This is a genomic window from Streptomyces sp. NPDC107765 (genome assembly GCF_055657085.1).
In genome coordinates this window covers 102,584-128,000 of sequence record NZ_JBVKBL010000018.1, presented here as the reverse complement: position 1 = coordinate 128,000, position 25,417 = coordinate 102,584, and the positions used below count along the sequence as shown (strand labels likewise).

The window sequence follows — 25,417 nt, the reverse complement described above, 5'->3', positions numbered from 1 at the left end:
CCGAGCCATGCTCCGTAAGGTAACCCGAGCCCATCGCTGGACCAGGGGAAACAAGCCTGCCGAGATGACATGCTGTGACGCAGCGGCTGAGTTAACAACGCTGCAGGTCAATACCCCTCGGCACTGCTCACTCAGGGGACAACCGGTCCGCAGGAACCCGCAGATGGCCTGGCGCTGGCGAGTGCCTCAAGCCGGGGCAAGAGCAGCCTGCTGATGGCTCACCACATCGCGCAGTTCGGCCGCCGGCGAGCCGTCCCGGCCCCCGACACCGACGAGAGACCCGGACCTCCTCGTCCTGGGGCGATTGAAGCTGCGTCGGCCGAGCCACGCCTTCGCTAGTTGTTCCCCTTCCTCAGCCACGGCTGCCTCACCTTTCACCGCAACACCGACTTCCCGTGGAGCAACGACCTTCCGTTCATCGCTTGCACTACGCCTTACAAGGTGTACGCCACCGGATATGCCGTACTCCTTGGCGAGACGGAGACTCCGCAGGAGGCCGCAGCGCTCGTCGTCGCCCACTTGCCCGATGACTGCGGACCTGCCGTCGAAGGCCCGTGGCCAGAACCGAGCAGCGACTGGGAGTAGACCAACCGACAGAGCCCCCACGCTGCCATGGCAGCTCGTCACAAGTGCGAAAGCCGCCTGGAACGAGGGCGGTGACAGTGCCCGTTGAAGCCACTGCGGTGGCAGCTGACCGCTGACCGCTGACCGCGCCGAGACCAAGGCCGCCTGCGCACGGTCGCCGCGGGCTGCAGGGATGCGGCGGTGACGTTCACGCCGGCACCGTAGAGCTCCGCCGCTGCCGGGTACCTCAGACTAGGACGTCTGTATCCCTCCGGTGGCAGGAGAAGGGTCAAGCTGCCGCGTTTTCACTGAGGGGCACCGGGCACATGGGCTGTAGTCCCCGGCTGGAACCCCCGTCCAGCCGGGGACTGTCGCTATCAGTTATCTGGAGGGGAGGCCCACTGACCTGAGGCCCGGCGACGAGATCGGTACACAAGAGCTCTCCCGTAACTGCTGGTCAGGGTAAGGCGATAACACCGGACGGTCAGCCGAAGAGGAGGTCGACGTCCTTCTCGATGCAGAGCTGCAGGACGACCACCAACCGGCGGGCATCGTCGATGTGCCGTTGGAGGAGCGGGTCGATGCTTCCCTCTTGAGGCTGGTCGGCGATCTCCTGCAGGCAGGGCAGGATCGCGGCGCACTGGTTCGGTGTGAGGTCGGGGCCGTCGTCGTCGGGATGATTGAGGAGTGGGGCCAGGGTGGTGGAAGCCTCGTTCCAGGGGCGCTGTCCGCCGAAGCCGTGCATCTCGCCTAGTGCGAACCCCTCGGCCTGCGCCAGCCACCGCCGGAACGCTCCGAAGCCGGTGTAGGACCAGGACACGTCGGGGCTGCTGGTGTCGCCGTCTCCTGGGAACAGAACGAGCCCCATGTGTCCTCCTCGTTGACCGAGCAGACAGGATTGCCTTGGGAAACGACGACGGCAACTGCAAGATCCTGCCGTGGCGGTGTGGCCACGGCGCCTGAGTCGTCTGGAGGGTCCGTTCGCTGTGGCGAGCCCGTGTCAGTTCGGCACCGAGCATCACGCTGCGGCGGCAGTGCACGGGCCCCGTGTGTGTAGGCGGTCCGTGGAGCCTGGCGCTGGCCGGCAGTGCTGCTGGTCGCGGCGTAGTAGCGCACAAGGCTTACCTGCGCCAACTTGCCCCGCTTTCGGGGCGCCGGGGCTGGCGCCGCATCCGCCCTAGCGGTTTCCGAAAAGACGCCGTGCCGGGCCCGCTGTGGTGAGCTTTGCGGATTAGGTAATTCCGCCCTGAAGGGGTTTTGGTGGTCAAGTCGCCGCGCCGAGTCTGCGGTGTGCCATGTGCTTTCGTCTGGTAAGTGGCTGAGTGCCGACTGGAATTGACCTTTCGAGCTTCCCTTGTTCTTGGTGGGATTGCGCCGACGGCGAGGCGGCATCGTGAGTGCCTCGTCGCCCACTCAACTCAGGGGGAATGTTTTGCAATTGCAGAGGATGCTCATATCTGCTGCTCTAGCTGTTGGCGCTCTCGCCGCGCTCACGGCAGGTCCCGCTGTTGCCGAACAGGTCACAATGCCACAGGTCAGCCAGTCTCATGCTCTGAGCGCGAATGGCCCAGGAGCTGAGCCCGCCGTAAAGCCTGTACAAAGGCAGGAGCCATCCGAGAGCTGCGTTACTTCGAAAGCAACGGGAAAGGGGATGTGTCTGGGAACAGGCGCAGCCGGCACACAGGCGACGATGCTTGGCAGAAGGCTCGCGCCTCAGGCTGGGGTGAAACCACCACAGTGGTGTGCGAACGCCCGCGGCCAGATCCTCGGAAAGCGCGAGGAGGTGTGCTGGATCTCTGGGCTGACCTACCAGACTTTCCGCGTGGTCAACGGCCGTCGACAGGTGACAGGCTCGGCCGATATGAACGTCATCCACTACAGCTACGGCGACTCCGGAATGCCCCGGTGGGGCTACCAGATCGAAGTCTCTGCCTACCGCGGCTGGGGAGATGCTCTGAAGGCATCCATCAGCGGCAAGGCAACGAAGGACGGTGCTTGCAAGGTCCACAAGTCGACCTTCCCTTCCCAGAAACTGGCTCCGCTGGGCTCCTGGAAGCTGGGGGAGTCCTTCTTCGACACCACGGCAACGCGCTCCGGTGCCATTGGCCGCTGCGCCACCACATGGACGCTGTCCGCCACAAATGCGGCCTACGGCGTGTCGAAATCCTCTTTCAAACTCAACGAGTTCCGCTGTGACAACGCAACGGCCGGTAGGGCCACGGTCGGCTGTGTCGTCCCGTGGTACGCCTCACCGCTCATCTACAGCAAGAGCAGGGCGCCGCAACTGGCATCCCACATCACTCGTGCGCAGCGCTCCGGTCTGCCGGGAGCCACCTTCAAAAGCCCCCTGACCCGGACGACAAACGCTGCCACCATCAAGCGGAACCGAGACCTGGCCTGCCCCCGGGGCGAGTCACGGCCCCAGGGAAAAAGCTGTGACGAGTACCCCCTGGCCACGTCGAAGGAGGGCCTGTCCGCCGGCGGACAGCGTCGTACCTTCCCCGGGTGCTCCATACCCACAGTGCCCTCGCGCACGGGCGCGAAGGGGGCAAGCGCCTGCATGATCAGTGTCGACGATCAGAACTACCAGGGCGGCATGAACAGCAGCTTCTACCAGGCCGAGCGGATGCTGGACGGAGATCCCTACCGCGTGCTGATCGGCGACTGACCCTTCACGGGGGCGCTGCGGACTTCTCCGTAGCGCCTCCTTTGTTCCTGCTGTCTGGGTAGCCTCGTACACGTGACCACATCGTCTGTCATGTTCGTCAACGAAGGCATCTTCGGCATCTCGGACGACGCCCAAGTGCCCATGGAAACAGTGCGATGGTCGAACGGCCTCGCCGCTCCGATGGACCACGGAGCATGGATCCTCACCGGCATCAACACCGGCTACGTGCGCGTAACGGCCCAGTGCTTCGATGCCGCACCGCCCGTTGAGGCGACCGACTGGGAAGAGATCGTAGAGATCAGCGTGCGGTCGGTCGAAGGTGATCTGCGCATCAACTCCGGTTACGACATCACGCCCGATGACCTTCCCGCGCTCAACCCCCAAGGACCGGGCTGGTACCGCGTGCGCGTCCACGCATCGGGGCGTGCGATCAACCGGGACGGGGTCAGCGACGAGCCGGTCGAGGACTACCTCATTGCCGTCTGGCCGCAGGAGCCGGCGGAGTCCGTCGTCATCCGCTCCAGCAAGATGATCGACGAGGCACTGCTGGCCAACGCCGACACAACACTCGACGAAAATGCACACACGACGCCGGAGCCGGACGACACAGCCGAAGACGACCGGAGAGTCGACGTACGAGCACGACTTCTGCGCTCACTGCAAGACGACTGAACCACATGCCGCGCCATCCTCCGACTGCTGCCCATGATGAGACGTTCTGGCTCGTCGGGTGAGACCGCGCCAAGTGGCGATACCGCGCCTACCTGCCCAGCGGCGACGGCTTCCTCCAACGCTGTGCAGGCATCGCACAGCACGGGCGGCATCGCCCGCCGGGTCACCGGTGTGCTCCGGATTGTGCAGGGAAGGAGGCGGATGCGGTCGGCGAAGTGCCCGGCCGCTTTGGTTTCGAGGCTGCCGAATACGCTCTTCACAAAGCCGAGGCGTACCTCGTGCTGGGCCAGTGCCCCAAGGCTGCTGGGCAAGCGCAGGGGTCGATGGCCGGCCGGTTGGGCCGCGGCCACCTTGGTCCTCGCCCTGACCGAGGCCGCCTCCCACTCCGCCGATGCCGCGCAACGGGCTCTCGACGCCCTGGAGCACGTACCTGCTGCCACGTTGCGCTCGACGACCCGCGCTCGGCTCGCACGCCTGGACCGCGCCCTGGCTTCCACCTCCGCCGCGGCCAGTGATCTGCACGAACGCCTTCGGTCGCTGCCGCCGGCCATTGACGATCACGGAACTGCGGTCAGCGCCTGATCCAGGCAACTCGGCCACTGCGCATGGCGTTTCTGGCGTCTTCGGCTGGTCGACGGTACTTCTGCGTGGTCAGGCGCTTCCCAGGCAGTGGGTTCGGTGGCGTGATGTGGCGGAGGGTGGCGCGAGGGCACGCGGGAGGCAGCGTGTTCGATTCCTCTGCGTGAGTGCTGGGCTGCGGGAGCGTGGCTGGATCGCTCCCCAGTGCCTTGAAGTGCTCTGCTTCGGAACACTCCTGACGCCCTTTTGATCGTTTCCTTATCGGTGGGATCAGTTGTGTCCGCATGAGCGTGGATAGCGGTGAAGGGGCGGTGGGGGAGGGGTTTTTGGGGCGGCTGGTCGTCTCCGGCCTTAACCCTCTGTGCTCGTGGCGCGACGGCGAGGTGCGAAGTAGTGTCCTGGCAACCGGAATGACAATCCGGGAAGACAGTGACCCTGGCCGGGGCGTCCACTCCATGGCCAGGGCCTGTCGAGCAACGTGATCCCGACCCCTTCGCCATGCACTGGAGAAGCCCATGCCGAATGGCCGCAATCACCACCAAAGTCCCTTTTGGGCTTTGGAGTCAGGTGCCGAAATTATCATGCCGCCGCCCACCTGCGATGAAACGCTCAGCACCGGTGTCTTGACGGTCACGGTGCCCGCAACCCTCATCACCGCGGCACTGAACCTGCCTGTCCTGGCCGCCTTCAGCCCGACCGACAGCGTTGCAACCGCTGCTGTGTTCGCGGTTTGCCTCAAGGCTGCGGCTGGTACTCAGGTCTCCTACCAGCGCATTCGCCGAAACATCACCATCGGTCGCCCTCTGCCGTCCTCCACCGGCCACTAGCCCCCGGCCGGCACTGACCACAGCCACAGACCGCCCTGCCGCCGCGAATTACCCCCGCGGCAGGGCAAGGACGACCACTCACAGGCTTTTCCGCTGTAGGCCCTGAAAGAGGCACCACATGACTCCCGCCCCACCGTCGCGGCGGACCTGCGTCAAATGCAACCAATCCTTCCTGCAAGAGACGCGGCGCGGACGCCCCCACTCCGCGTGCCCCCGCTGCAGAGTTGCAGCCCGCAAGAAGGACCTCAACCCTCCGGACCTGGAACGGCCGGAGGCGGACCTGAACGAGGCTGCTGAAGACCTCAACCGCTCCGCCAGTGACTTCCTTGCCGCGGTCCAACAGCACGCCCCCACTCCGCTCCTGCTGTACCGCATCAAGGACCTCCAGCAGATGGTCGAAGACGCCGAGGCAGCAGCCATCCGTCGCGGCCGCTTGCAAGGCGACCCCTGGAAGGTGCTCGCCCAGCCCATGAACGTCAGCCAGGAGCGGCTGCGCAAAAGATGGACCGAGGACAAACTCGACCGCCGACTCCACCGGCGCCGCAGCATCCGTGAGCGCTCCGCCGCCACGCCCCACCGGCAGGCGCCCTCCAAGCACGCCGCCTCCCCGACGACGGAATCGAACGGCGGCAGCGTGCCGACGATGACCCCGCGATTCCAGTTCGCGAGCGCCATCTCCTGCCTCCAGCGCCAAACCGGCCGGACCATCAAAGAAACCGCCTCCGAGGCCGGCGTGTCCGCCTCCTACATGTCCCGCATCGTCAACGGCACACGCCTGCCGTCCTGGGGCATCGTCGAGCGCATCCACGAGGTCTGCGGTGGCGACCTCACTGAACTCCGCGACCTGTGGGAGGCCGCCCAGCGCCCGCCTGCCCCCGACACCGACAACCGCCCACCAGCTCCCGTCCAGCGACAGGCAGCCCAGAACGCCTTCCACGCTGCCCTACGCGGCCTCTATCTCAGCGCCGATCGCCCCCACCTGTGGGCCCTGCGCCGCGCCATGCACGACAGCGTCACCATCAGCATCCTCGCGCGCACCCTCAAAGGCAGCTACATCCCCGACTGGCCTGTCGTGGCCCGCCTCGTCTTCGCCCTCCACGGCCGCCCCGCCGACCTCCGCCCCCTCTGGCAAGCCGCCTACCAGGACCCGCCCCAGGAGGGGCCGCGCCTTGCCGCCGGCTCTTTCGGATGACCGTCACCCACGCCTCACTCATGGCAGGACCCATGACCCCGCACGCCACACCGGACACACCCGCACTCGCACTGCCCCCCGCCTTCGAGGCCTTCTACGCGCTCCACTACGCCCCCTACCTCGACTACGCCCAAGCCCACCTGTCCCTCGCCGAGGCCACCACCTGCATCAACACGGTGTTCGGCACCCTCATCTCCCGCTGGGACACCCTCGTCGGCTCCTATAACCCCACCGCCGAAGCCTGGGACCACCTGTCCCGCCAAGTCCGCCAGAGCACGCCGCTTTTAGCGATGCCCGGTGACCGCACCCTGCACTACGACGTCCAGGTCCTCGCCACCCTCGGCTACACCGCCGCTACCATCGCCGCCATAACCGGCCGTGACCCGAGCAAGATCCGCTACCTCTCCCGGACGCCAGCGACCCCACCCCGGCCCTGCCCATTACTGCATGCGGAAGGCGCACACGGACGGGCCAGTTGCGCGGAGCCCAGGCCTGCGGCTCCGTTCAGACAGGGGTTACCCGCGTGCTCTCCCGACCCATGACCGGCAACGCGGTAAGCCAGTGCTGAGCGGGCGATGCCACCGTTTCCGCCTCCGCAGCAAGGTCACCAAGGCCGCCGGCAGCCCAGCCGCCGCGTTGGCGAGGGTCTTCAAGCTCGTAGAGTCCGCTCAGCAGTGGTGGCGAGCCGAGACGCCCTTCACCTCATCGCCCTCGTCCGGGCCGAGGCCCATTCGAACGCGGCCACCTCGTCGAACGCCCCGAAACCCATGCAGCCTGAGCACGTTACTGAAGCACAGACCTTGGCCGCTCACGCCCGCGGCAACCTGCCTGGACAGGGGCTCACCCGGGGGCCGACGGGTGCATCAGCGCGAGCTCTGCCGGGTCGGCAGGACCGTGATCTCGGTTGGTGTCGGCCTGCCCGTGAATCCACTTCGGAGTACCGCCCTCAGCGGTGATCCAGCGCTCGTTCGCCTGAGGCACAGCACCTGATCCGCCCGAGCGGCGGGCTCGTAGAGCAGCTTCCAGGACGTTTTCTCTCGCAGGGCGACGTCCAGCCTCCGCAGGGCGTCGAACTGGCTCTCGGGGAGGGCCTTTATCCCACGTCGTCAACGGGATCTCATAGATCCGCGGGGAGACTTCGCGATCCCGGTCCCGGTGAGGTACCGCTAGGCCGCCGCCCGCTTGCGCCGCGGCACACGTAACGCGCGCAACCAAGGCTCGGTCAGTTCGATCGTGATGCCCGTCCGCCTCCCGCCTCCACAGCGGTAGATGCGGTACACCTCGCCCGGCGGGAAAGCCGGCTGTAGGTCGTGAAGCCCCGTAGAGGTTCTGCCGCAGTAGATGCGGCAGTGTACGAGGCTGCTTGACTCTCCCATGCAGGGAGAGTTGAGAGTGGAGCACATGCGTATGGACGACTCGTCGCGGCAGACGTGGAGCATCGGGGCTGTGGCGCGGCAGACCGCGCTGCCGGTGAAAGTGGTCAGGTACTGGTCGGACGTAGGCGTCGTGGCACCGGTCGGCCGGACCGCGGGCGGCTACCGCCGCTACGACACTGCTGGCGTGGCCCGGCTGCACATGGCTCGCACCCTGCGGGAGCTGGGGATGGGGCTCAGCGAAATCCGGGCCGCCCTGGATCGCGAGGACAAGCTCTCGGAGGTGGCTGCCGCACACGTCGAGGCGCTGCAGACGCAGATCCGCCGCCTGCGCACTCACCAGGCAGTCCTGCGCACCGTCACACGTCGCACTACCCACGAAGGACTCGCTCTCATGACCCGCACCGCCCGCATGTCCCCCGACGAACGTCGCAATCTGGTCCACGGTTTCCTCACCGGCGCCCTCGGCGATCTGGACGTGCCCCACTTCCGTGAGGGGCTCCTCGCGGCCGGCTCCGACCTTCCGGAGGACCCCACCGACGAGCAGGTTGAGGCGTGGCTGGAGCTGGGCGAGCTGGTCGCCGGAGAGGAGCTGCGTCCCGCCATGCGGCGCATGGCGGAGTACGCCGCCGGTCCTGGGCAGGGAGTGCAGGACTCCGCCGTGGCGGCGGAAATGCGCGCACTCACCGGCACCTGGACCGCACGCGTCCGCGAGGCGATGCAAGCCGGCATCGCAGCGGACTCCTCAGCTGCCGACCCGGTCGTCGCCGACATCGTCGCCGTCTGGCTGCCCAGCCGTGCGAACAACGACCCTGCCGTGACCTGCGACGGCGTCAAAGCCCGCAAACTCCTGTGCGAGCAGCTCACCGCCGCGGCTGAGCCCGCCGTCGAGCGCTTCTGGCAGCTGCTGTGCGTCCTCGGCGGCCGCCCCGCACCTGTCGGAATCGCAGAGGAAGGGCAATGGCTCACCACCGCCCTGGGCGCCAACCCCGCGCCCGGCGCGCGTAACGCCCGGCTCGAGGCCCTCTACGCGGACGACACCGATCCCTGGCCAGGCGGTGTGCTGAATGCTTTCACCCGCGTCCAGGACACCGTGGGCACACTCGTGCGCGCAACGACGCCGGCCCAGTTCGGCTTACCAACCCCCTGCAAGGACTGGACCGTACGGGACCTGCTCGACCATCTGGTGTGGGAGAACACCATCTGGGGCGGCCTGGCTCAGGGCACGCCCCCCACCGACGGCCACACCAAGCACCACCTCGGTGACAACCACATCGCCGCCTTCGAGACCGCCGCCGCCCAGGCCCGCGATGCCTTCCGCCAGCCCGGCATGCTGGCCCGCTCCTTCGGCCCCGCTCCCGGCCGTCGCGTGGTCGAGCAGCTCCTGGTCGAGCTGCTCGTGCATGGCTGGGACCTCGCGACAGCGCTCAGCCGCGAGCGCGACCTCGAGCCCGACATCGCACACGCCGCGCTGCCAGTGGTCCAGGAGATCTACGGCGATCTGCCCCGCACCGCCGGCGGGTCCATCGCCCCAGCACGGGCCGCCACCGATTGTGCCCCGGCCCTTGACCAGGTAGCTGCGTTCCTCGGCCGCCGCATCCCGCGCTGACCGGCAACCGACCGCGAGCCCCGAACCCCCAGAGCGCTACTCGCCGCTGGCCGTAACTGTAGCGAGAGTTGGGCCGTATCACGTCATCTGGCCAAGCTTGAAGGACCGGCGCGTGCCCATGGCGACACCCACGCGGCAGTCGTTCCAGATCTCACCGCGGCGGAATGGTTGAGCGCTCCGGGTCAAGCGGGCGGGAGCCGTCCGTCGATCCGGTATGATCTTGATGCAACTTCGGCCCGTGGGCCGGGGGTAGCGCGTCTGTGGTCCAAGGCAAGACGTCCACCAACCGGTGGGAGATGCAGGTGCAAGGCCTGCCGGGCGCTCCAACGAAGGTCTCTTCCCCGTACGGGGAAGAGACCTTTTTCGTGTCAGCAGCACAGCATCCGGTCGCGGCGACGGCGGCGGCTTGACCTTCCGGCACCGGAGGCTTGGGGCGAGCCCGAGGTTTGGACCCTGGACCTTGAGGTGTGGGTTTCGAGCAGGCTTCACCTTTCGCCCTGACCATGCGGGCAAGGCGAAAATGAGCCGCTCAGAACGGTTTGGTTGACGCATGAGTCAGCGGCGTGGCTTGATCCACGGGCTTTCCACGCCGTCTCTTGACCAGGAGCAGGAGTTGACCACAGTTCACGATCGGTGCGACAGCCTCCGGTTCTATAACGCGGGCAGTTCCCGTGAAATCCGTTACCGCTGGGAGTGTCACCGCGGGTCAGGGAGCGTGCGGAGCGGGCTCCACGACGACCGAGGGACATTGCGGGGGCCGCCCAGTAGACCTTCGCGCGGCAGCGGATGCCGGAGCCGTCGACCCAGCCGCGCGCGACCCGCTGGGAGAGTGGAGGCTCCATGGCAGCGCAGGGTACCGGTCGCCGGCATGCGCCGGTTTTGGGACGAGATGGGCCAGTGGGCGTGGGACGTCGACCCGGACGATGTGGACACAGCTCGGCAAAGAGTCCGCAGCTGAGGAGCCAGGTCTCCAAACGTCTATCTCATACGATTCCCGCTGCCCAGCCACCCGACCCGCTCAGGGGTCGGGCTGGAAGAAGGGGGCCAGCGTCTGAAGGTCGTCGGGGAACATCAGGACATTGGTGGTCTTGGCCAGCAGCGTGATGAGGAACTGGGTGAGGGTTCCGTCGTAGGTGAACCAGCGGGGGCCGCGAGCTTCGTTGACAGCGATGGTCCACTGGTCGGGGCTGTCTTCGGGATCGGTCACCCAGAAGAGGTATTCGCCGTTGTCGGTAACGCCCATGGCAAACAGGTGCTGAGGGTCGTAGGGGACGGGGTTCTTCTGCTGCGCGCGGTCCTCCTCCAGTTGACCACGGATCACGGTGGGCATGGGGCCGGTGATGTCGACCCATTCGGTGGGGGCGTGGGGCCGGAAGATGCGTAGGAAGTCCCAAAAGCTGCCGGAGCCGTAGGTATCGGTGAGGCGCTTGTAGTCGGCCGGAAGTGCCCGCCCCAGGGCTTCCTCGACGCTCGGCCAGTCGGTCGGCGAAGGCGGGGAAGTGGGGGGCGGACACAGCCGGGTGAGGACGGAAAGGTCGGTCACCGGGTGTTACTCCTGTTTGTAGGCGGGATTCTCCAGCACTACATCCAGGCTGAACCCACGGTCTCCTACGGCGTCCAGCTGAATGTACTTCGGGATCTTCGCGTTGCTGTTCGCGTACTCGAGATACACGTTGTAGGTCACCTTCTCGCCCGCGGCAACCGCGTCGTAGATCTTCGCTTCGTCGTCCCTCATCTTCGGACTGTTGGTCGGATTCTGCGTGATGGTGAACAGGTTATCCAGGGTGTCGCCGGAGCCTCCTAGCCTGTTGGCGAGCAGGTGGCCGCGGGCCTGGTTGTGCGCGCCGCCGGAGAAGCCCGGCGGCCGCAGCCGCTGATTAGCCTCGGTTCCCTTATCGAGCATGTCTCGGGTGAGGGTGGCGTTCATCTCGTGCAGGCGCCCCTGCCCGTCCCGGAGGAACTTGACGCGGCCGCCCCAGGTCGGATCGAGGCAGGTAGACGCGGTGGTTGCGATGGCACGCTTGTGCGGCCCGGTCGGGGTGTAGTAGGTCCAGGCTGTGCTGCTGGACTTGACGACACCGTTCGTCGGACGCTGCGGCGGGCAGGTCTGCCTAGCGTCGGGTGTGCCACTGCCCGAGGGGCTGGGAGAGGCCGGAGCCGCGCCGGTGCCGGTGCACCGCGCGCCGAGCCTGCGAAGGTCCGTCCACTGGTGAGTGCCCGACTCGTTGACGATGACGAGGCGGTCGACGCGGGGGCCGCCGCCGTTCGGCTCGCACAGGCTCTCCCCCACCTGACGGAACTGCTGCCCCGACGACAGGAGCTTCTCCAGGTCAGCCGTGGTGCCCAGCGCGAAAAGGGGGCCCACCGCCGGCTCAAGATTGATCTGCAGGACCCGTTCGAAGCCGGGCGGTGCCTTGTCATTGCTTGCGTTCCCCGAGCCCTGTTGTTCACCGTTGAGCTGCTCGGCGCCGCGGCTCATCTGCGACCCGAGCTGCCCCGTGCTCTGCACGGTCTTCGCCCGCACGGCCCGCTTGATCTTCTGGCCCTGGCGGGTGGTCGTGTAGGTGTAGTCGGCCCGGTAGGTCTTGCCGTCGACCTTGTACGGTCCGGCCCACGTGACCTTCGCGAGCCGATCGCTCTGCAGCAGCTGCGCGACCTGCTGCAGTACACGCTGGTTGTCGACTTGTTCGGTGGTGCCGACTTGGTCAGTGGAGGGGAGGCTCTCGCGCAGGGCCTCGGGGTTCTCCAGGCGTCCGGAGTCGCCGATCCTCCCCAGAGCGGGCAACTCGCCCTGGTCGTTGGCGTCCTTGAGCGCATCGAGTGCCTTGTCACCGGCCGCCGTGTCGCTGGTCGGCCTGTCCTTCGTCATCAGGTCCAGCAGCTTCGCCACCGTGGGCTTCAGCGGCGTGCCGACCGAGACGTCGCCCGGCCGCAGGTTGCGCGCGTGCAGACGGCTGCCCACCGTGGGGTCCGATCCGTACTCGGCGGACGAGTACACCCAGGCGTAGTCGGTGTGCTTCACGGTCCGCCCGGTGCCTACGGCGATGTTGGGGCGGCTGCCGCTGACGCTCTTGGACTGCTTGGGCTGCAGGGTGCCGAGGGGATGGGGCTGGTCCGGCACTCGCGGGAGGCTGAGATAGAGGGTGGCCGCGCCCGCCTCGTCCCCGCTGTTCGTGACCGTGAAGGAGTACGAGCACGGGTTGGTCGTGCACAGGTACCCGCTGTTGTTGGTGATGGTGAAGTTGGGCCCCATGGACTTGGAGACCACCTCGGACGAGGTGGCGGGTGCGACAGCGGTGGCCGCGGCGGAAGTGGCGGTCGAACGGACCGCAGTCGCCTGCTCGGCGGTCGCCGGCTTCGGAACCATCAGGAGGTACGAGCTGTAGTCACCGTCCCCGTAGGCGGCGGGCGTGGCCGTGGCACGATAGTCGGCCGACTCCGCGTTGCCCCTGGTGCGCCGTGGCGCGTGCCAGGCAGCGGGCTTGACCGGGCTTTGGTGGCTGGGATCGCCGCCGATGGCGAGCACGGTGTAGGGCGAATCGGCGGTGAGGACGACGGTCCAGCCCTGCGCCGTGTACGAGACCGCCTTGTGCCCCTCGATTTTTCCCGCGGTCTGCTCCACGGCTTCGGGATCGGAGGTGACTTGCGTGACCACCGCGGCAAGTGATTTCGGCGTCAGGGAACCGGCGTTCACGGCGAACCTGTCGAGCATGTAGTAGCCGGAGCGCTTCTTCGGGGCAACCCAGTGGCCGGTGCTGGTCAGATCCCTGCCGTACAACGGGTCCTGCTGCGCCCAGAAGTCCGAGTCCCCCTTCAGATACAGCCGGTCACCGGACCACGCCATGGCGGCCTTGCCGGTCACGGGTTCGGTCAGGGTTCCCGACGCCTGTCCCGACGCGGTCACCGTCAGGTCCGCGTGGGTCACCGGCGCGTGCTCGACGGGAGCGTAGGCCGTCGACACGTTGACGGCCGGAAGGGCACTCAGCGCCCGAGCGGCCACCGCCCCCCGATGGGCCGGCGACACATGCGGGGCCGAGGCTTCCTCGTGGGAGCCGGACCCGCTCGGCCACAGCACGTACACCAGGCTCGCGAGCACGATCAACGCGACGCCTATGGCGAGGACCGGCAGGGCGCGCCCTCGTCGGAGCCATGCGCCGGCCGACCGCGGCGGCTGGACCGGCGCAGGCACCGCGGGCGGCTGGGTCGGCGGCGGGGGTGTGGCGGGTGGTTGGGCCGGCGGGGGAGGCGCCGCCGGGGGCTTGGGCGGCACGGTGGGGGGCGGGCCCGGCGGAACGGGGGGTGCTTTCGGTGCCGGCGGGACGGCGCCCGAGGGTAGCGGTGTCGAGGTTACCGGCTGGTCGGGGCCGGACCGTGCGTCGGTTCCGTCCTGGTCGTCAGATCCCGACTGCCTTTGTTGGTCCCCCACAGCGACTCCCCCAAGTGGCTTCTGCTGGTCCCGGCGATTGGAAAGATACGGCACCCTGCGTGACCGTTATACAGCCTGAACACGCCTTGTATGCAAGGGACTTGACGAGTGTCATGAGACGATGACCGGTGCCCGGTTGAACGTCACGAGGCTCGCCATCGGCTCGTCGGCCGGATCTTCTTCGGGCGACGCGGCGAAATGCGCCAGCTCTACCGTGAGGCATGGAGGACCAACTCGGGGCCCTCGGCCTTAGAACTCCTAACGCAACACTGGTAGCCGTGCCCTCCGGACGGATGCGTCGGTTGCTTGGGTACGGGCAAGCCGAACCCTCAACCGTGGCTGGTTGACGCTGAGTCGTCGTCAAGAATTGAGCCGTTGCTGCCCTAGTCACCTGGTGGTCGGCGGCGGCCGGGGCGGAAGAAGGCACTGGAGGACCGCAAGGTCCCGTGCGGCATCTTGTTCGTCCTCTACACCGGCATCCAGTGGGAGTGGCTGCCTGGTGAGCTTGGGTTCGGCTCGGGATGACCTGCTGGCGGCGGCTGCGGGACTGGAACAACGCCGGGGTCTTGCAGCGGCTGCCTCAGGTGCTGCTGGACGAAGTGCGAGCCATCGACCGCCTGGACCTGTCGCGGGCGGTGATCGACAGCTCCCACGTCCGGGCGCTCAAGGGCGGCCCAAACCGGACGGAGCCCGGTCGACTGGGGCCGGCCGGGCTCCCAGCACCACGTCATCTGCGACGCCACCGGCATCCCGCTGGCGGTGACGCTGACTGGCGGCAACCGTCATGACGTCACCCAGCTGATGCCGCTGTTGGAAGCGATCCCGTCCATCCGCGGCAAACGTGGCCGGCCCCGCTAGCGACCGGAGGAGGTCTATGCCGACCGAGGCTATGACCACGACTGCTACCGCCGCCAGGTCTGGGCGAAGGGCATCAAGCCCGTCATCGCCCGGCGCGGCACTGAGCACGGCTCCGGGCTGGGGACCAAACGATGGCTCGTGGCCCGAGGTCGTAGTAGGCCCGAGGCAAGGCTTACCACTTCATCGCGCGCACTGCGCAGTTGGGCTTATGAGGCACTGTCTTCGTCGTCCGGGGGGACGTCGTGTGTGCGGTGGAGGTCGAGGTAGTAGCGCTCAGGGGTGGGGTTGTTCTGCCAGGCGCGTTTGAGGCTTTCGGGCTCGGTGTGTTCGGTCAGGGTGCGGTTGTAGTAGTCGCGTGTGGCGTTTCGGCCGGTCCACCAGGCGTGGCCTTCGTAGATCCCAGGGCGGGGGAGATCCATGGTTCCTGCGGGCCCGAAGGTGAGTTGGTTGATGACCAGGCAGGCGGTGGCGGACTCGATGGTCACGGGGGTGGAGCCCTCGGAGTCCTTGGGTGGTGCTTGTGGCTGATCCCAGATGCGGATGGTCACGTCGACCTTGATGTCGGGTTGCAGGCTGTGCAGGTATAGGTGGTAGCCGTTGCTGGCTACCACCTGCTGGCGTGATGCCTCGGCTGCGGCGCTGTCGTCGAGGTAGGGACAGAGATCGCGGCAACTTCGGCAGCAGGTATCAGATGAGGCTCAGTCGCTCCGTGCCTATATCAGACCGTCGCTCACAACACGATCAAGTGCTGCCCGGCCTGCGGGTCCCCATGTCGGCTTACCGCCAGGAAGGCCCCGGTCTCCGTTCTGGCCCATCAGCATGAGGAACAGGCTCTTCAGGGCAGCCAGCCCGCGGGCGCGCCGAATCGTCGCCTCGTCTGCCTGCGCGTATATGTCGAAGAAGCGTGCTGCGGCGCCCGCGGGAAGGATGACCCAAGCGGCGGCGAGGTCCCACGCCGGATCGCCGGCGAACATGTCACCGAAGTCGATCACACCCGAGAGTGTCCCGTCCGAGACGACGACGTTCGCGGGATGAAGGTCGCCATGCGCCCACAGCGGCGGGCCGCCCCACTCGGGCGCCGCGACGGCGTCGTCCCAGACGGCCCGGACATCGTCGGCGACGTCGTCGGGGACGACGGCGTGGAAGAAGGAGTCGAACCCGTCCGTGCACTTCTTGGGGTGGTCGCCGCGGTCCTCACTGATCGGCGCGTCTTCAGGTGCCTCCACGTGGAGCGCGGTGAGGAAGGCCGCCAACGTCTCGGCCGCGTGGTCGCTGCGGCTGATGGAGGTGTAGTCCAGTGGCTCGCCGGGGACCCACGTCATGATGGTCCAGGGCTTGGGGAAGCGCGCGGACGGCTCACCGATCCGTACGGGGTTCGGGACCGGGAGCGGCAGGCGCGGGGCCAGGACGGGCAGCCACCGGCACTCCTTGCGCAGGAGGTCCGGGGCACCTTCTGTACGTGGCATGCGCACAGCCAGGTCGTCCCCAAGGCGCCACATTTGGTTGCCCCACCCACCCGCTATTTCGCGGATGGTCAGTCCTGCGAGGTCCGGATGTTGCTCTTGCAGCAGGTCATGGACCAGGTCTGCGGTGATCTCGATCTCGGAGTCGGTCATGCGAAGCCACACTACTGGGGCAGGATTTTGGCTTCGCTCGTGATCCGCGGCTGGCTAGCTTCCTGAGGCGGTGGCAGACGGCGGTGCCTCGACGACGAAGAACAGGCAGTTGGGGTTGGTCGACAGGTCCTGGAAGCCGTCCGGGAACAGTTCGCGGGCGGCCGGTTCGGGCTGCGGCTCGCTGATGACGGAAAGGCGGAAGCCAGCAGTGGTGAAGGCATCGGTCATCGCGTGCAACGGCCTGCGCCACAACTCCATCGGGACGGAGTGCCCGTTGAGAGTCCAGTCGAAGGTATAGCTGGTGGTGGCGTGGTAGTCGGGTTGGGGTTCCCGGTGCGCGTAGGCCGTGAAAGGGTGGCTTACCGATGCGATCAGCCGGCCGCCGGGCCGGAGTACCCGCCGCAACTCGGCCAGCGTCGGCCCCCAGTCTTCCAGGTAGTGCAGCACCAGCGACGCGACCACGTCGTCGAACGTCCCGTCGTCGAACGGCAGAGGGTCGCGCAGGTCGACCACGTGGAGCGCTACATCGTCGCCGAGCCGCCGCCTCGCCAGCGCCAGCATCCCGGCGCTGGCGTCGATGCCGGTGACAACGGCACCGCGGTCGCGTAGTGCAGAGGACAGGGGGCCTGAGCCGCAGCCGGCGTCCAAGATCCGACGGCCAGTCACGTCTCCGGCTAAGGCCAACATTGCGGGCCGCTCGTAGTACGCGCTTACGAGGCTGTTCTCGTTCTCCGCGGAATAGGTTGCGGCGAAGCTGTCGTAGTCGTTCGCCTGGTCCCGATCTGTTGACTGCATCGTCGCAGCCTAGTAGTCACGTGATCCGCCGGACAGGCCTCCACGTCCCGATAGCCACTCGACCTTCGCTGCGAGAGATCATCCCCATCACCCTTGTCACGGAGTAACGCGGTCTCCAAGAAACGATCGTTTTCTGAAGCTCACGGAGCGAGCGCCCACACACCCCGCAGAGCCTTCAAAAACCCGACTCCTCGTCACCGAGCCGCTGGTCCGCACTGAGATCAAGATCGCGTACCCCCGGGTATCGGGAAGCGGCCAGAAGCTCGAACGGCAGATCGACGCCCTCACCGCCGCCGGGTGCCGGAAGATCTTCGCGGACAAGAGGTCCGGCAAGACGGCCCTCCGGCCGGAACGGAAGGGCGTGCCACGCCTTCCTCGACGCCGGCGACACCCTCGTCGTCCCGAGCCTGGACCGCTACGGCCGCAGCCTCCAGGACCTCATCACCATGGTCGCCGAACTGCGCGAGCGCGGCATCGGCTTCACCTCGCTCCACGAGAACCTCGACACCACCACCCCGGCGGCCGACTCGTCTTCCACGTCTTCGTCGCCCTGGCGGAGTTTTTCCGCGAACTCATCGTCCAGGGAACCCGCGGGGCTTGGCCGCCGCTCGCGCCCGCGGCCGGGTCGGCGGACGCCCACCGTTGCCACCGAAGAAGTCATCTGCGCTGCCCACGACCTCCTGCCCGCCCCCGGCCGCTCCATCACCTCGATCGCCAAGCTCCTCGGCGTCTCCCCGGGCACTCTCTGCAACCACTCCCCGACCTCCGCGAACTGCGCGTCAGCACGGTCGCTCATCAGCTCGAAGTTACGGAGCGGTGACCACGCTTAGCGTTACTGGTTGTTCTATTGGTCCTCAAGGCCGAACTTCCACCTCCGGCCGGAACGGTGGGGCGAAGACCGTTCTGGATACCGTGCAGTTCGGGCCGGAGAAGACTTTCAGCCGATCATGACTCAAAGGTCCCCGTTTGCGGCACCCTGCGAACGATAGGCCGTGCCCGGATGCGAAAGTGTCGTGTCGATCAAGGAGAAGGCCGATGGGGCCTGTGCTGACAAGGGGCAGGCATGGCTGAGCCACCTGGACATCACAACTTGTGGGGAAGGCAAGGGAGTCACCTGACGGATGACACCATCCCGCTGCGTGCAGTCTCAGAGGATGCTGCCGAAGCATCGCCTCACAGCGGGCACGATGTCACGGAGCAATCTCAGCGCTCTCACTCCGTAGGCAGCGAGGCTGGTGCCGGCAACCATGGTGATCAGTTGCCGCCCACGGTTCCCGCGCGGGGTGGCGTTTCCAGCCTGGCGAAGTCCAGCGCCTTGATGGCGGCGGGCACCATCGTGTCCAGGCTCACCGGTTTTCTGCGCACGCTCGTCATGGCGACCGCGATCGGTGTCGGTACGCTCAACGACTCCTACCAGGTCGCCAATGTCCTCCCGACGATGATCTACATCCTGGTCGGTGGCGGTGCGCTCAACGCGGTGTTCGTGCCCCAACTCGTACGCGCCATGAAGAACGACGATGACGGTGGCGAGGCGTACGCCAACCGGCTGCTCACCCTGGTCACGGTGGCCCTTGCCGGCACCACCGCGATCGGCGTACTGGCCGCTCCGCTGCTGGTTCACATGATGTCGCCGGACATCGCCTCCGACCCACGGCGTATGGCCATCACCGTGGCCTTCGCCCGCTACTGCCTGCCCACCATGTTCTTCATGGGAGTGCATGTCGTACTCGGGCAGGTGCTCAACGCCCGCGGCCGCTTCGGCGCGATGATGTGGACCCCTGTCCTCAACAACATCGTGATCGTCGCTACCTTCGCAGTGTTCATCTGGGCCTTCGGTGGCTTCACCGACTCCGGCATCAGCCCTGCCACCATCACCCCTGAAGGAGTCCAGCTCCTCGGCATCGGCACCTTGCTCGGGCTGGTAGTTCAGGCGCTGGCCATGCTCCCGTACGTACGCGACGCCGGCGTCACCCTCCGTCCGCGCTTCGACTTCCGGGGCCACGGCCTGGGCAAGGCAATGGGCCTGGCCAAGTGGACGCTCCTGTTCGTGCTCGCCAACCAGATCGGCATGGTTGTCGTCACGCAGCTCGCCACCAAAGCGGGTGCCGCAGCCGAACGGACCGGACACAGCGGTTCCGGCATCGCCGCCTACAACTTCGCCTACCAGATGTGGCAGATGCCGCAGGCGATCATCACCGTCTCGGTCATGACCGCAGTGCTTCCGCGGATCTCCCATGCGGCCCAGGACGGTGACATCGCAGCCGTTCGCGACGACCTCTCTTACGGCCTGCGGACCTCGGCCGTGGCCATTGTCCCCTGCGCTTTCGCCTTCCTGGCTCTGGGTGTACCGATGGCCGCTCTGCTCTACGCAGGCTCCGGCACTGAAGGCGCCCAGGGCATCGGCTACGTCCTCATGGCCTTCGGTCTGGGCCTCATTCCCTACTCGGCGCAGTACGTCATCCTGCGCGGCTTCTACGCCTACGAGGACACCCGCACACCCTTCTACAACACCCTCGTCGTCGCCCTGGTGAATGCTTCTGCCTCCGGGCTGTGCTTCGTTCTTCTTCCCCCACGCTGGGCCGTCGCCGGTATGGCCGCCTCCTACGGGCTGGCCGTCACCATCGGCAGCGCAGTCGCCTGGCGCCGCCTGCGCAGACAACTGGGCGGCGATCTGGACGGCCCACGCATCCTGCGCACCTACGCGCGGCTGACGAGCGCGGCCGCCCCGGCCGCGCTGGCCGCCGGAGGCGTGTCCTGGGCGATGCTCGAAGGCTTGGGCACAAATGCCCTGGGGTCACTCGCTGCCCTGCTTGTCGGCGCAGCCGTCCTGCTCAGTGTGTTCGTGGGCCTCGCCCGTCTTCTGAGGATCCACGAGTTCGGTGCCATGTTGGCCATGGTTCGTGGGCGACTCGGACGCTGAAAGGTATCGGCGTCTGCGCCCAGCTGCAGTCTCAGGGCCTCGGGGCGTGCTGCGAGGTATTCGACCCAAGAGGTGTTTGCGTAGTTTACTGGCGGAGTGGGCTCTTGTCCCTCGGTTCCGGCTTCCTTGCAGTGGTGACTTCAAAGGCTCACCTGAGCCACGTGGGCGCCCTTTCGGGCCGGGCCACAGGGCCCGTATCCGGCGAGTTGTGCGAGAGTGGGTGAAGGTCCCGATCTCCCAGTTTCCTCTGGCCTTTCGGCCTGCCGGCCTTCGCTTCTTGGATCTTCCTTCTCCCGCCGGGGACTTCAGCCTCCCTTGCGGTCGGCCTACCAAGCTGAGGCTTGGACCCCGTCGGGGTTTCCACGTTCCGCACCAGTAGGACGCGGCTGGGGTGGGCGCCCCCTCTACCCCGGGACCAGCGGTGTCCTCCCCTCGGGCTCAGTTACCCGAAGGTCGCTTGGCGCCTTCCAGCACCGGGTCCTGCGACCGCCGCCAATACGCCATCGACGCGGTCTTAAAGTCACGAGGCATCATCAGGGGTTCACTTACGTTCGCCCGTCCAGCCTTCCCCTCACCTGTTGCACCTCGATGGCCGAGACGCCCTTGGGCTTGAACGCTCCGCTTCACACCCCGCCGTTACCAGCGACGCATGGGAGTGCGGGGACGGGCCCTGGACACTGGCCCGAAGTTCAGCTCCTCAACTTCCCTTCATACGGCTGTCCTTACTTACCTGGTGCGACCTCGTGTCGCACACTGAGAGCTTCATTTGGCGAGTGAGCGCGTGAGTTGGCGACCAGAGCATCCGGTGTCGATGGCTTGGGAGGCACGGGTGCATTGGGTCTCGCTGTGGGTGACCTGCGTCTGGGGCTCGGCCTCGAAGAGGCCCACGGCTGGCCAGGCGCGTGAGCCTCGTCCGAGCGGCACCAAACAGGAGTCATCGCCTGATAACGCCTTCTGAATCGCAGATGTTGCGAGTGGCGCTCTGCGCCGCGTGCCATGATCGAGGGTCTCGGGCGACGGCGCACAGGCGAGTCCACGACGGGGAGGACGCGGTGGAGGGCCAGCTTCTGGGAGGCCGTTACCGGTTGGTCCGGCAGCTCGGCGAGGGCGGCATGGGCGAGGTCTGGGAGGCGCGGGACGAGACGCTGGACCGGCAGGTGGCTGTCAAAGTGATCTCCCTTCTCGCCGGCAGGGAAAGCCGTGGGGATGAGGCCCGCGCCCGTTTCCTGCGCGAAGCACGGATCACCGCCCGGCTCCAGCATCCGTACATCGTGTCCGTCCACGATCTCGGCGAGAGCGATACGCAGAGAGGCACCGTGCCCTTTCTGGTCATGGAGTTGGTGCGGGGCGAAGGACTCGACGTCAAGCTCCGCGAAGGCTCCGTCGACCTGGCCGAGGCGGCCCGGTGGGGCGCTCAGATATGTGACGCATTGGGTGACGCGCACGCTCACGGCATCATGCACCGAGACATCAAGCCGTCCAACATCCTCGTCACACCTTCCGGAACGGTGAAGGTCCTCGACTTCGGTGTCGCACGCGCCGCCGATCCCTACGCGACTGCTGACCGGCTGACCCAGACCGGATTCATCGTGGGCACGCCCCCGTACATGGCCCCGGAGCAGGCGCGCGGCCACCCGGAACCGAGGAGCGATCTGTACGCTCTGGGCTGCCTGCTCTTCGAGCTGGTCACCGGCAGGTTGCCATTCCAAGCACCGGACAGCGTCGGCTACCTGACGGCGCATCTGAGCCAGCAGCCACCCGCGCCCAGTTCCGTGGCCGCGGGTGTGCCAGAGGCCTGGGACGCTGTCCTGCTCAGACTTTTGCGCAAGGATCCCACAGAGCGGTACGCGAGCACCGCCGACGCCGCCCAGGCCCTGCGGAGGCTTGCGGACGCGCCCGAGCCCGTGCCGGCGGCCACCGCACCGCTGACAGAGGCTTGGCCGTCGTCGTCCCCCGGTGGCCCCTCTCCCCGGAAGCCCGTTTCGCTGCAGTCCTGGATCGCGATCGCGGTCTGGTTCCTCATCACGCTGGTGGCCGCCACGGTGACCGCGGCCAATATCGACGGAGCCGATGACGGTCACGACGTAGCCAGCGGCGCTGGCGCAGTCGCCATCGCCACTGTGGGGCTGATCGTATGGTTCGCCGTGCAGGCAAGACCCCGTTGGCAGGCACGCGTGGCCCTGCCGCTCCGGGTTCTCCCACCGGCGCTCCTTTTCTGCGCCTACGCCACGGTGGTCGCGTCCGCCGCGGTGGACGACAGCATCGACTGGGGCTACTGGTTGACCCCCGGCGGGATCTCCACGCTCACGCTCGCGGGCCTCCTGGCAATGGCCGCGGCCCTCACTCCCCGGACGGAACACCGGACGCGCGGAATCGGCTACGCCCTCGTCGGCGTTAACGCCGCCGCGGTACTGGGATCATCCACGCAGTTGGTCTCGGGTAGTCGGGTCTGGTTTCAGTACGTCGGTTTCGTCCAGCCGCAATGGGTCCCCCTCGCCATAGGCGTGTCGGCCATCGCGCTGTACTGCACGCGCGAGATCACAACGCGCCGGGCGGGTTCAGCATCGAAGTCTGGACGAACACCGCCGAGCACGACGACGAGAACTGGCTCTCCACGCTCATCTCGCTGATCGCCACGTGCGGCCGCAATTTGCCGGATGGCCCAGTTGACCACCTCTGCCAGGGGCCCTGGGCGACAGTGACCAGGGGAATGCGAGCCGGACCGAACCTGGTCAAGGGGCGGCGCGCACAAAGGTGCGGTCCGGGACATCGAGTGAGGCGCGCCCAGTACGCGCGAGAGTGCCGGACATCGTCGCACTTCGGCGCAGGGCTCAAGGTATTGGAGGCGGAACGGGGAGTTGGGGCCACCGCTCCTCGATGGCCCGACGGCGGCCAACCCGGAGGCCCACTTAAACGCCCCGGCCGGCTGACCCGTACGGCCCCAGGGGGCGGACCCCGCCGTTCCACCCGCACCGAACGCCCTGGCAGCGCGGTGCGCCCCGGTCAGCCCGCAGGTCGGCCGGGGTGCCGGTGGCGTCCGGAAGACAGCGGACCGCGCGGCACCAGCCTTGCCGGGCGCCCGTGCCCCTGACACGCTTCCGGCGCGCGCCCTGCGGCGGCCGGGGAACGGGCCAGACCTCCTGGCCGGCCCCCACCCGTTGACTCTGCCCGATGGACGAACCGACCAGGAGTGCCCGCCATGCCGCGTACGACCTTCCGTGTGCCCCGCACGCTGCTCGCCGGCACGGCGACGGCCGCCCTCGCCCTCGCCACGGCCCTCACCACGGCGACCGCCCCGGCCGCCGCCGCCCCGGTCACCGAAGCCGGGACCATCGCCCAAGCCCCCAAAGCCGGGACCACAGCGGCCACCGGGGCCACCGGGGCCACCTCAGGCTTCTGGGCCTGCTCCGTCCCGTCCGGCTACACGTACACCTCGTCCCGCAGCTCCTACACCTGCTCCGGAGGCAGCAGCTACCGGACCACCGAGTTCTACGTCCAGCCGCCCGCGGACGGCCTCTGGGCCTGCACCACCATGCCCGGCTACACCCACACCGGGGTCATGAGCAGCCAGACGTGCTCCGGCGGCGGGAGCTACACGACCAACCAGTACCTGCTCTACAAGCCTGTGACCGGCATGTGGGCCTGCTCCGTGCCGTCCGGGTTCACGTACACGGCCACCCAGCAGAGCTACACCTGCTCCGGCGGCGCCAGCTACACCACCACCCAGTTCCTGCTGCGCGCCCTGTAGACGCCGAGGGCCCCGGGCCCGGACGCGCTGGCTCACGAGCCCGGTCTCCAGCCCGAGGACCACGGGGTGCTGATCCGGTTGCTGCTGCAGGATCCGGGGCTGCCCTCGGGGATCAGCGCCTGGCGTCATCGTCGCAAGCGTGCGAGCCGTAGCCCGGCCCCTTCCAGGTGACCGGCGTCCCACCATCGTAGGGCGCACCGTCCGGCCAGTTGTAGACGACCTCGGTGGTGGTGCAGCGCATCCGGAGGTCAGGGCCCTCCCAGCGGGCACCCTGCCGGGCCTCAGCGGCGGCTTCCACAGCATCTGCCAGCCGCTCGAAGGACAGGTCGTAGTCCCTCATGTGGTCCCAGCTGCCAGGTCCCTGTTCGCGAACCAGCGATCGGAACATCAGCAGTAGTCGCGTTGCCCGACCCGGACGGTGTTGGTCTCGGGGTCGTAGCCGTACGGGTTCTCGGCGCCAGTCTTCTTCGGCATCGCACGTCTCCTCGTCTGCACGCTGGTGGCTGGAGTGTGCCGGGAACCGTGGCGCGAGTGAAACCGCGAGGGGCACGGGGCGCGCGTGTACTCAGGTGTGGGCGGCAGGCGGGCAGGGGAGAACCAAACGGCCCCTGCATGCAGCGAGTTGACCGAGATAGCGGGGCAGGCCGAGTGAAGGGTGACGACATGCGCGTTCTTGCACCAACGAAGCTGATCGTCTGCCCCGAGTGCGGCACCCCGACAAAGGCGAGCCTGCGCAGCGGGCACCTCTACGAGCACCCCGCGCCAGGGCGCCCCGGCATCTGCCCGAAGTCCGGGGAAGTGGTCGTGGCAGGCAAAGAGCTGACGAACAGCTACGAGTGCGCCTGCGACACCTGGGCCCGGGTCACCCACAAGAACACTCTCGCCCAGCACTCCATGCCGGAGGGGGAGCGGTGCCCGCTGTCCGGAGAGCCGATAGGGACTCCGTCCACTCCCTGTCCCGTCGTGGATGGGCTGCTGCGCATGGTGCCACCCGCGCCGACGCAAGGATGGCGGGCGGAGCCGGCCACCCGCAGCGGCGGTTCCAGCGTGTACGCCATCCCCGCCGGCCTGCCCGGCCACGGGCGACGTCGCCGCTAACCGCCCACCCCATATCCGGGCCCCGCGGGCGGGGTCTGGCAAGTCGGTGCCCGCACCGTGCGGCCCACCAGGCTGGTTCGCGCATCGGATCACCGGAGAACACGGGGCCCGGCCCCGGCTCGCGCCCCGGGCCGGTGTCACGCACCTGGTGTCACGTCAGCCCCAGCCCATGAGGTCTGTAAGGCTCACAGGGCGATTTGCCAGGTAGACGGGTTGAGCTGTGAGGGTGTGAGACTGTGAGGTTGGGCGCGCGCCCGTTGTCCCGTCTTAAATGATCTGGTTTCGAGTCGGCCCCCTGACCTGCGGCGACCAGTTCAGTTGAGACGTGGGCCTGCCAGGAATCGCGGGTGGTGTGGTCCTGGGCGGGTGGATGCCGGATGCCGTCTCAATTGATCTGGTCCGGCTCTGCTGTTCAGTGGCCGCGCCGTGGCGTAACAGTGGCTCATCACCCGCTGTTACCCGTGCCTGTTAC

The 25,417-nt window shown here is 67.5% G+C and carries 19 protein-coding genes and 4 pseudogenes; 16 read left to right on the top strand and 7 right to left on the bottom strand.

What is annotated here, in order from left to right; all coding sequences use genetic code 11:
- The first annotated feature begins 339 nt into the window (after nucleotides 1-339).
- On the top strand, nucleotides 340-585 hold the full coding sequence (locus tag ACZ7MX_RS33610) for a DUF6193 family natural product biosynthesis protein (RefSeq protein ID WP_472137696.1): 246 nt from the start codon (nucleotides 340-342) through the stop codon (nucleotides 583-585).
- A gap of 463 nt (nucleotides 586-1,048) precedes the next feature.
- Here ACZ7MX_RS33610 and ACZ7MX_RS33605 read toward each other — a convergent pair whose 3' ends face one another.
- Complete coding sequence (locus ACZ7MX_RS33605) at nucleotides 1,049-1,432, bottom strand: hypothetical protein (protein WP_472137695.1); 384 nt, start codon at nucleotides 1,430-1,432, stop codon at nucleotides 1,049-1,051.
- Nucleotides 1,433-2,386: 954 nt separating this feature from the next.
- Between ACZ7MX_RS33605 and ACZ7MX_RS33600 the strand changes: the two genes are divergently transcribed.
- The 8 genes and pseudogenes from ACZ7MX_RS33600 to ACZ7MX_RS33565 all read left to right on the top strand — a co-directional run bounded on the left by ACZ7MX_RS33600 (nucleotide 2,387) and on the right by ACZ7MX_RS33565 (nucleotide 9,810).
- Nucleotides 2,387-3,232, top strand: a complete 846-nt coding sequence (locus ACZ7MX_RS33600; RefSeq protein WP_472137693.1) for a NucA/NucB deoxyribonuclease domain-containing protein — start codon at nucleotides 2,387-2,389, stop codon at nucleotides 3,230-3,232.
- Nucleotides 3,233-3,304: 72 nt separating this feature from the next.
- Nucleotides 3,305-3,904 carry a hypothetical protein gene (locus tag ACZ7MX_RS33595; protein WP_472137691.1) on the top strand — a complete coding sequence of 200 codons (600 nt, stop codon included), beginning with the start codon at nucleotides 3,305-3,307 and terminating at the stop codon, nucleotides 3,902-3,904.
- 1,094 nt (nucleotides 3,905-4,998) lie between these two features.
- Entirely contained in the window at nucleotides 4,999-5,310 is a 312-nt protein-coding gene (locus tag ACZ7MX_RS33590; protein WP_472137689.1) for a hypothetical protein, read from the top strand.
- 118 nt (nucleotides 5,311-5,428) lie between these two features.
- Nucleotides 5,429-6,502, top strand: coding sequence for a helix-turn-helix domain-containing protein (locus ACZ7MX_RS33585; RefSeq protein ID WP_472137687.1), 1,074 nt, complete (start codon nucleotides 5,429-5,431; stop codon nucleotides 6,500-6,502).
- Between the two features lie 20 nt (nucleotides 6,503-6,522).
- The gene (locus ACZ7MX_RS33580) at nucleotides 6,523-7,044 is read left to right on the top strand and encodes a hypothetical protein (protein WP_472137685.1); all 522 of its coding nucleotides are present in this window, start codon (nucleotides 6,523-6,525) and stop codon (nucleotides 7,042-7,044) included.
- A gap of 46 nt (nucleotides 7,045-7,090) precedes the next feature.
- A pseudogene (locus tag ACZ7MX_RS33575) lies at nucleotides 7,091-7,280 on the top strand (IS256 family transposase); the annotation flags it as partial.
- Nucleotides 7,281-7,903: 623 nt separating this feature from the next.
- Nucleotides 7,904-9,484 (top strand): TIGR03086 family metal-binding protein, encoded by a 1,581-nt coding sequence (locus ACZ7MX_RS33570; RefSeq protein ID WP_472137747.1) that lies wholly within the window; start codon nucleotides 7,904-7,906, stop codon nucleotides 9,482-9,484.
- A 254-nt stretch (nucleotides 9,485-9,738) separates the two neighbouring features.
- Nucleotides 9,739-9,810 (top strand): annotated as a pseudogene (locus tag ACZ7MX_RS33565).
- 692 nt (nucleotides 9,811-10,502) lie between these two features.
- Here the strand turns inward: ACZ7MX_RS33565 and ACZ7MX_RS33560 are convergent.
- Together ACZ7MX_RS33560 and ACZ7MX_RS33555 are read right to left on the bottom strand one after the other, a co-directional pair.
- Nucleotides 10,503-11,027 carry an Lsr2 family DNA-binding protein gene (locus ACZ7MX_RS33560; protein WP_472137683.1) on the bottom strand — a complete coding sequence of 175 codons (525 nt, stop codon included), beginning with the start codon at nucleotides 11,025-11,027 and terminating at the stop codon, nucleotides 10,503-10,505.
- A gap of 6 nt (nucleotides 11,028-11,033) precedes the next feature.
- A complete protein-coding gene (locus ACZ7MX_RS33555; RefSeq protein WP_472137745.1) occupies nucleotides 11,034-13,580 on the bottom strand; it encodes a DNA/RNA non-specific endonuclease in 2,547 nt (848 codons plus the stop codon).
- Nucleotides 13,581-14,249: 669 nt separating this feature from the next.
- Between ACZ7MX_RS33555 and ACZ7MX_RS33550 the strand changes: the two are divergent.
- Nucleotides 14,250-14,915 (top strand): annotated as a pseudogene (locus tag ACZ7MX_RS33550) (IS5 family transposase); the annotation flags it as partial.
- A gap of 59 nt (nucleotides 14,916-14,974) precedes the next feature.
- Here the strand turns inward: ACZ7MX_RS33550 and ACZ7MX_RS33545 are convergent.
- From ACZ7MX_RS33545 to ACZ7MX_RS33535, 3 genes are all read right to left on the bottom strand, one after another.
- Complete coding sequence (locus ACZ7MX_RS33545) at nucleotides 14,975-15,379, bottom strand: hypothetical protein (protein ID WP_472137681.1); 405 nt, start codon at nucleotides 15,377-15,379, stop codon at nucleotides 14,975-14,977.
- A 102-nt stretch (nucleotides 15,380-15,481) separates the two neighbouring features.
- Complete coding sequence (locus ACZ7MX_RS33540; protein WP_472137679.1) at nucleotides 15,482-16,384, bottom strand: aminoglycoside phosphotransferase family protein; 903 nt, start codon at nucleotides 16,382-16,384, stop codon at nucleotides 15,482-15,484.
- Nucleotides 16,385-16,438: 54 nt separating this feature from the next.
- Nucleotides 16,439-17,179, bottom strand: coding sequence for a class I SAM-dependent methyltransferase (locus ACZ7MX_RS33535; protein ID WP_472137677.1), 741 nt, complete (start codon nucleotides 17,177-17,179; stop codon nucleotides 16,439-16,441).
- Between the two features lie 133 nt (nucleotides 17,180-17,312).
- On the opposite strand from ACZ7MX_RS33535, the pseudogene ACZ7MX_RS33530 reads away from it, so the two are divergent.
- The 5 genes and pseudogenes from ACZ7MX_RS33530 to ACZ7MX_RS33510 all read left to right on the top strand — a co-directional run.
- A pseudogene (locus ACZ7MX_RS33530) lies at nucleotides 17,313-17,471 on the top strand (hypothetical protein); the annotation flags it as partial.
- Nucleotides 17,395-18,009 carry a recombinase family protein gene (locus ACZ7MX_RS33525; protein ID WP_472137743.1) on the top strand — a complete coding sequence of 205 codons (615 nt, stop codon included), beginning with the start codon at nucleotides 17,395-17,397 and terminating at the stop codon, nucleotides 18,007-18,009. The pseudogene ACZ7MX_RS33530 and the gene ACZ7MX_RS33525, both read left to right, overlap by 77 nt.
- A 233-nt stretch (nucleotides 18,010-18,242) precedes the next feature.
- A complete protein-coding gene (gene murJ, locus ACZ7MX_RS33520; protein ID WP_472137675.1) occupies nucleotides 18,243-20,099 on the top strand; it encodes a murein biosynthesis integral membrane protein MurJ in 1,857 nt (618 codons plus the stop codon).
- 1,052 nt (nucleotides 20,100-21,151) lie between these two features.
- Complete coding sequence (locus tag ACZ7MX_RS33515) at nucleotides 21,152-22,729, top strand: serine/threonine-protein kinase (RefSeq protein ID WP_472137673.1); 1,578 nt, start codon at nucleotides 21,152-21,154, stop codon at nucleotides 22,727-22,729.
- 569 nt (nucleotides 22,730-23,298) lie between these two features.
- Nucleotides 23,299-23,847, top strand: a complete 549-nt coding sequence (locus ACZ7MX_RS33510) for a hypothetical protein (protein ID WP_472137671.1) — start codon at nucleotides 23,299-23,301, stop codon at nucleotides 23,845-23,847.
- Nucleotides 23,848-23,959: 112 nt separating this feature from the next.
- Here ACZ7MX_RS33510 and ACZ7MX_RS33505 read toward each other — a convergent pair whose 3' ends face one another.
- Nucleotides 23,960-24,187 carry a hypothetical protein gene (locus ACZ7MX_RS33505; protein ID WP_472137669.1) on the bottom strand — a complete coding sequence of 76 codons (228 nt, stop codon included), beginning with the start codon at nucleotides 24,185-24,187 and terminating at the stop codon, nucleotides 23,960-23,962.
- Between the two features lie 323 nt (nucleotides 24,188-24,510).
- Between ACZ7MX_RS33505 and ACZ7MX_RS33500 the strand changes: the two genes are divergently transcribed.
- Complete coding sequence (locus tag ACZ7MX_RS33500) at nucleotides 24,511-24,945, top strand: hypothetical protein (protein WP_472137667.1); 435 nt, start codon at nucleotides 24,511-24,513, stop codon at nucleotides 24,943-24,945.
- The last annotated feature ends 472 nt before the right edge of the window (nucleotides 24,946-25,417 follow it).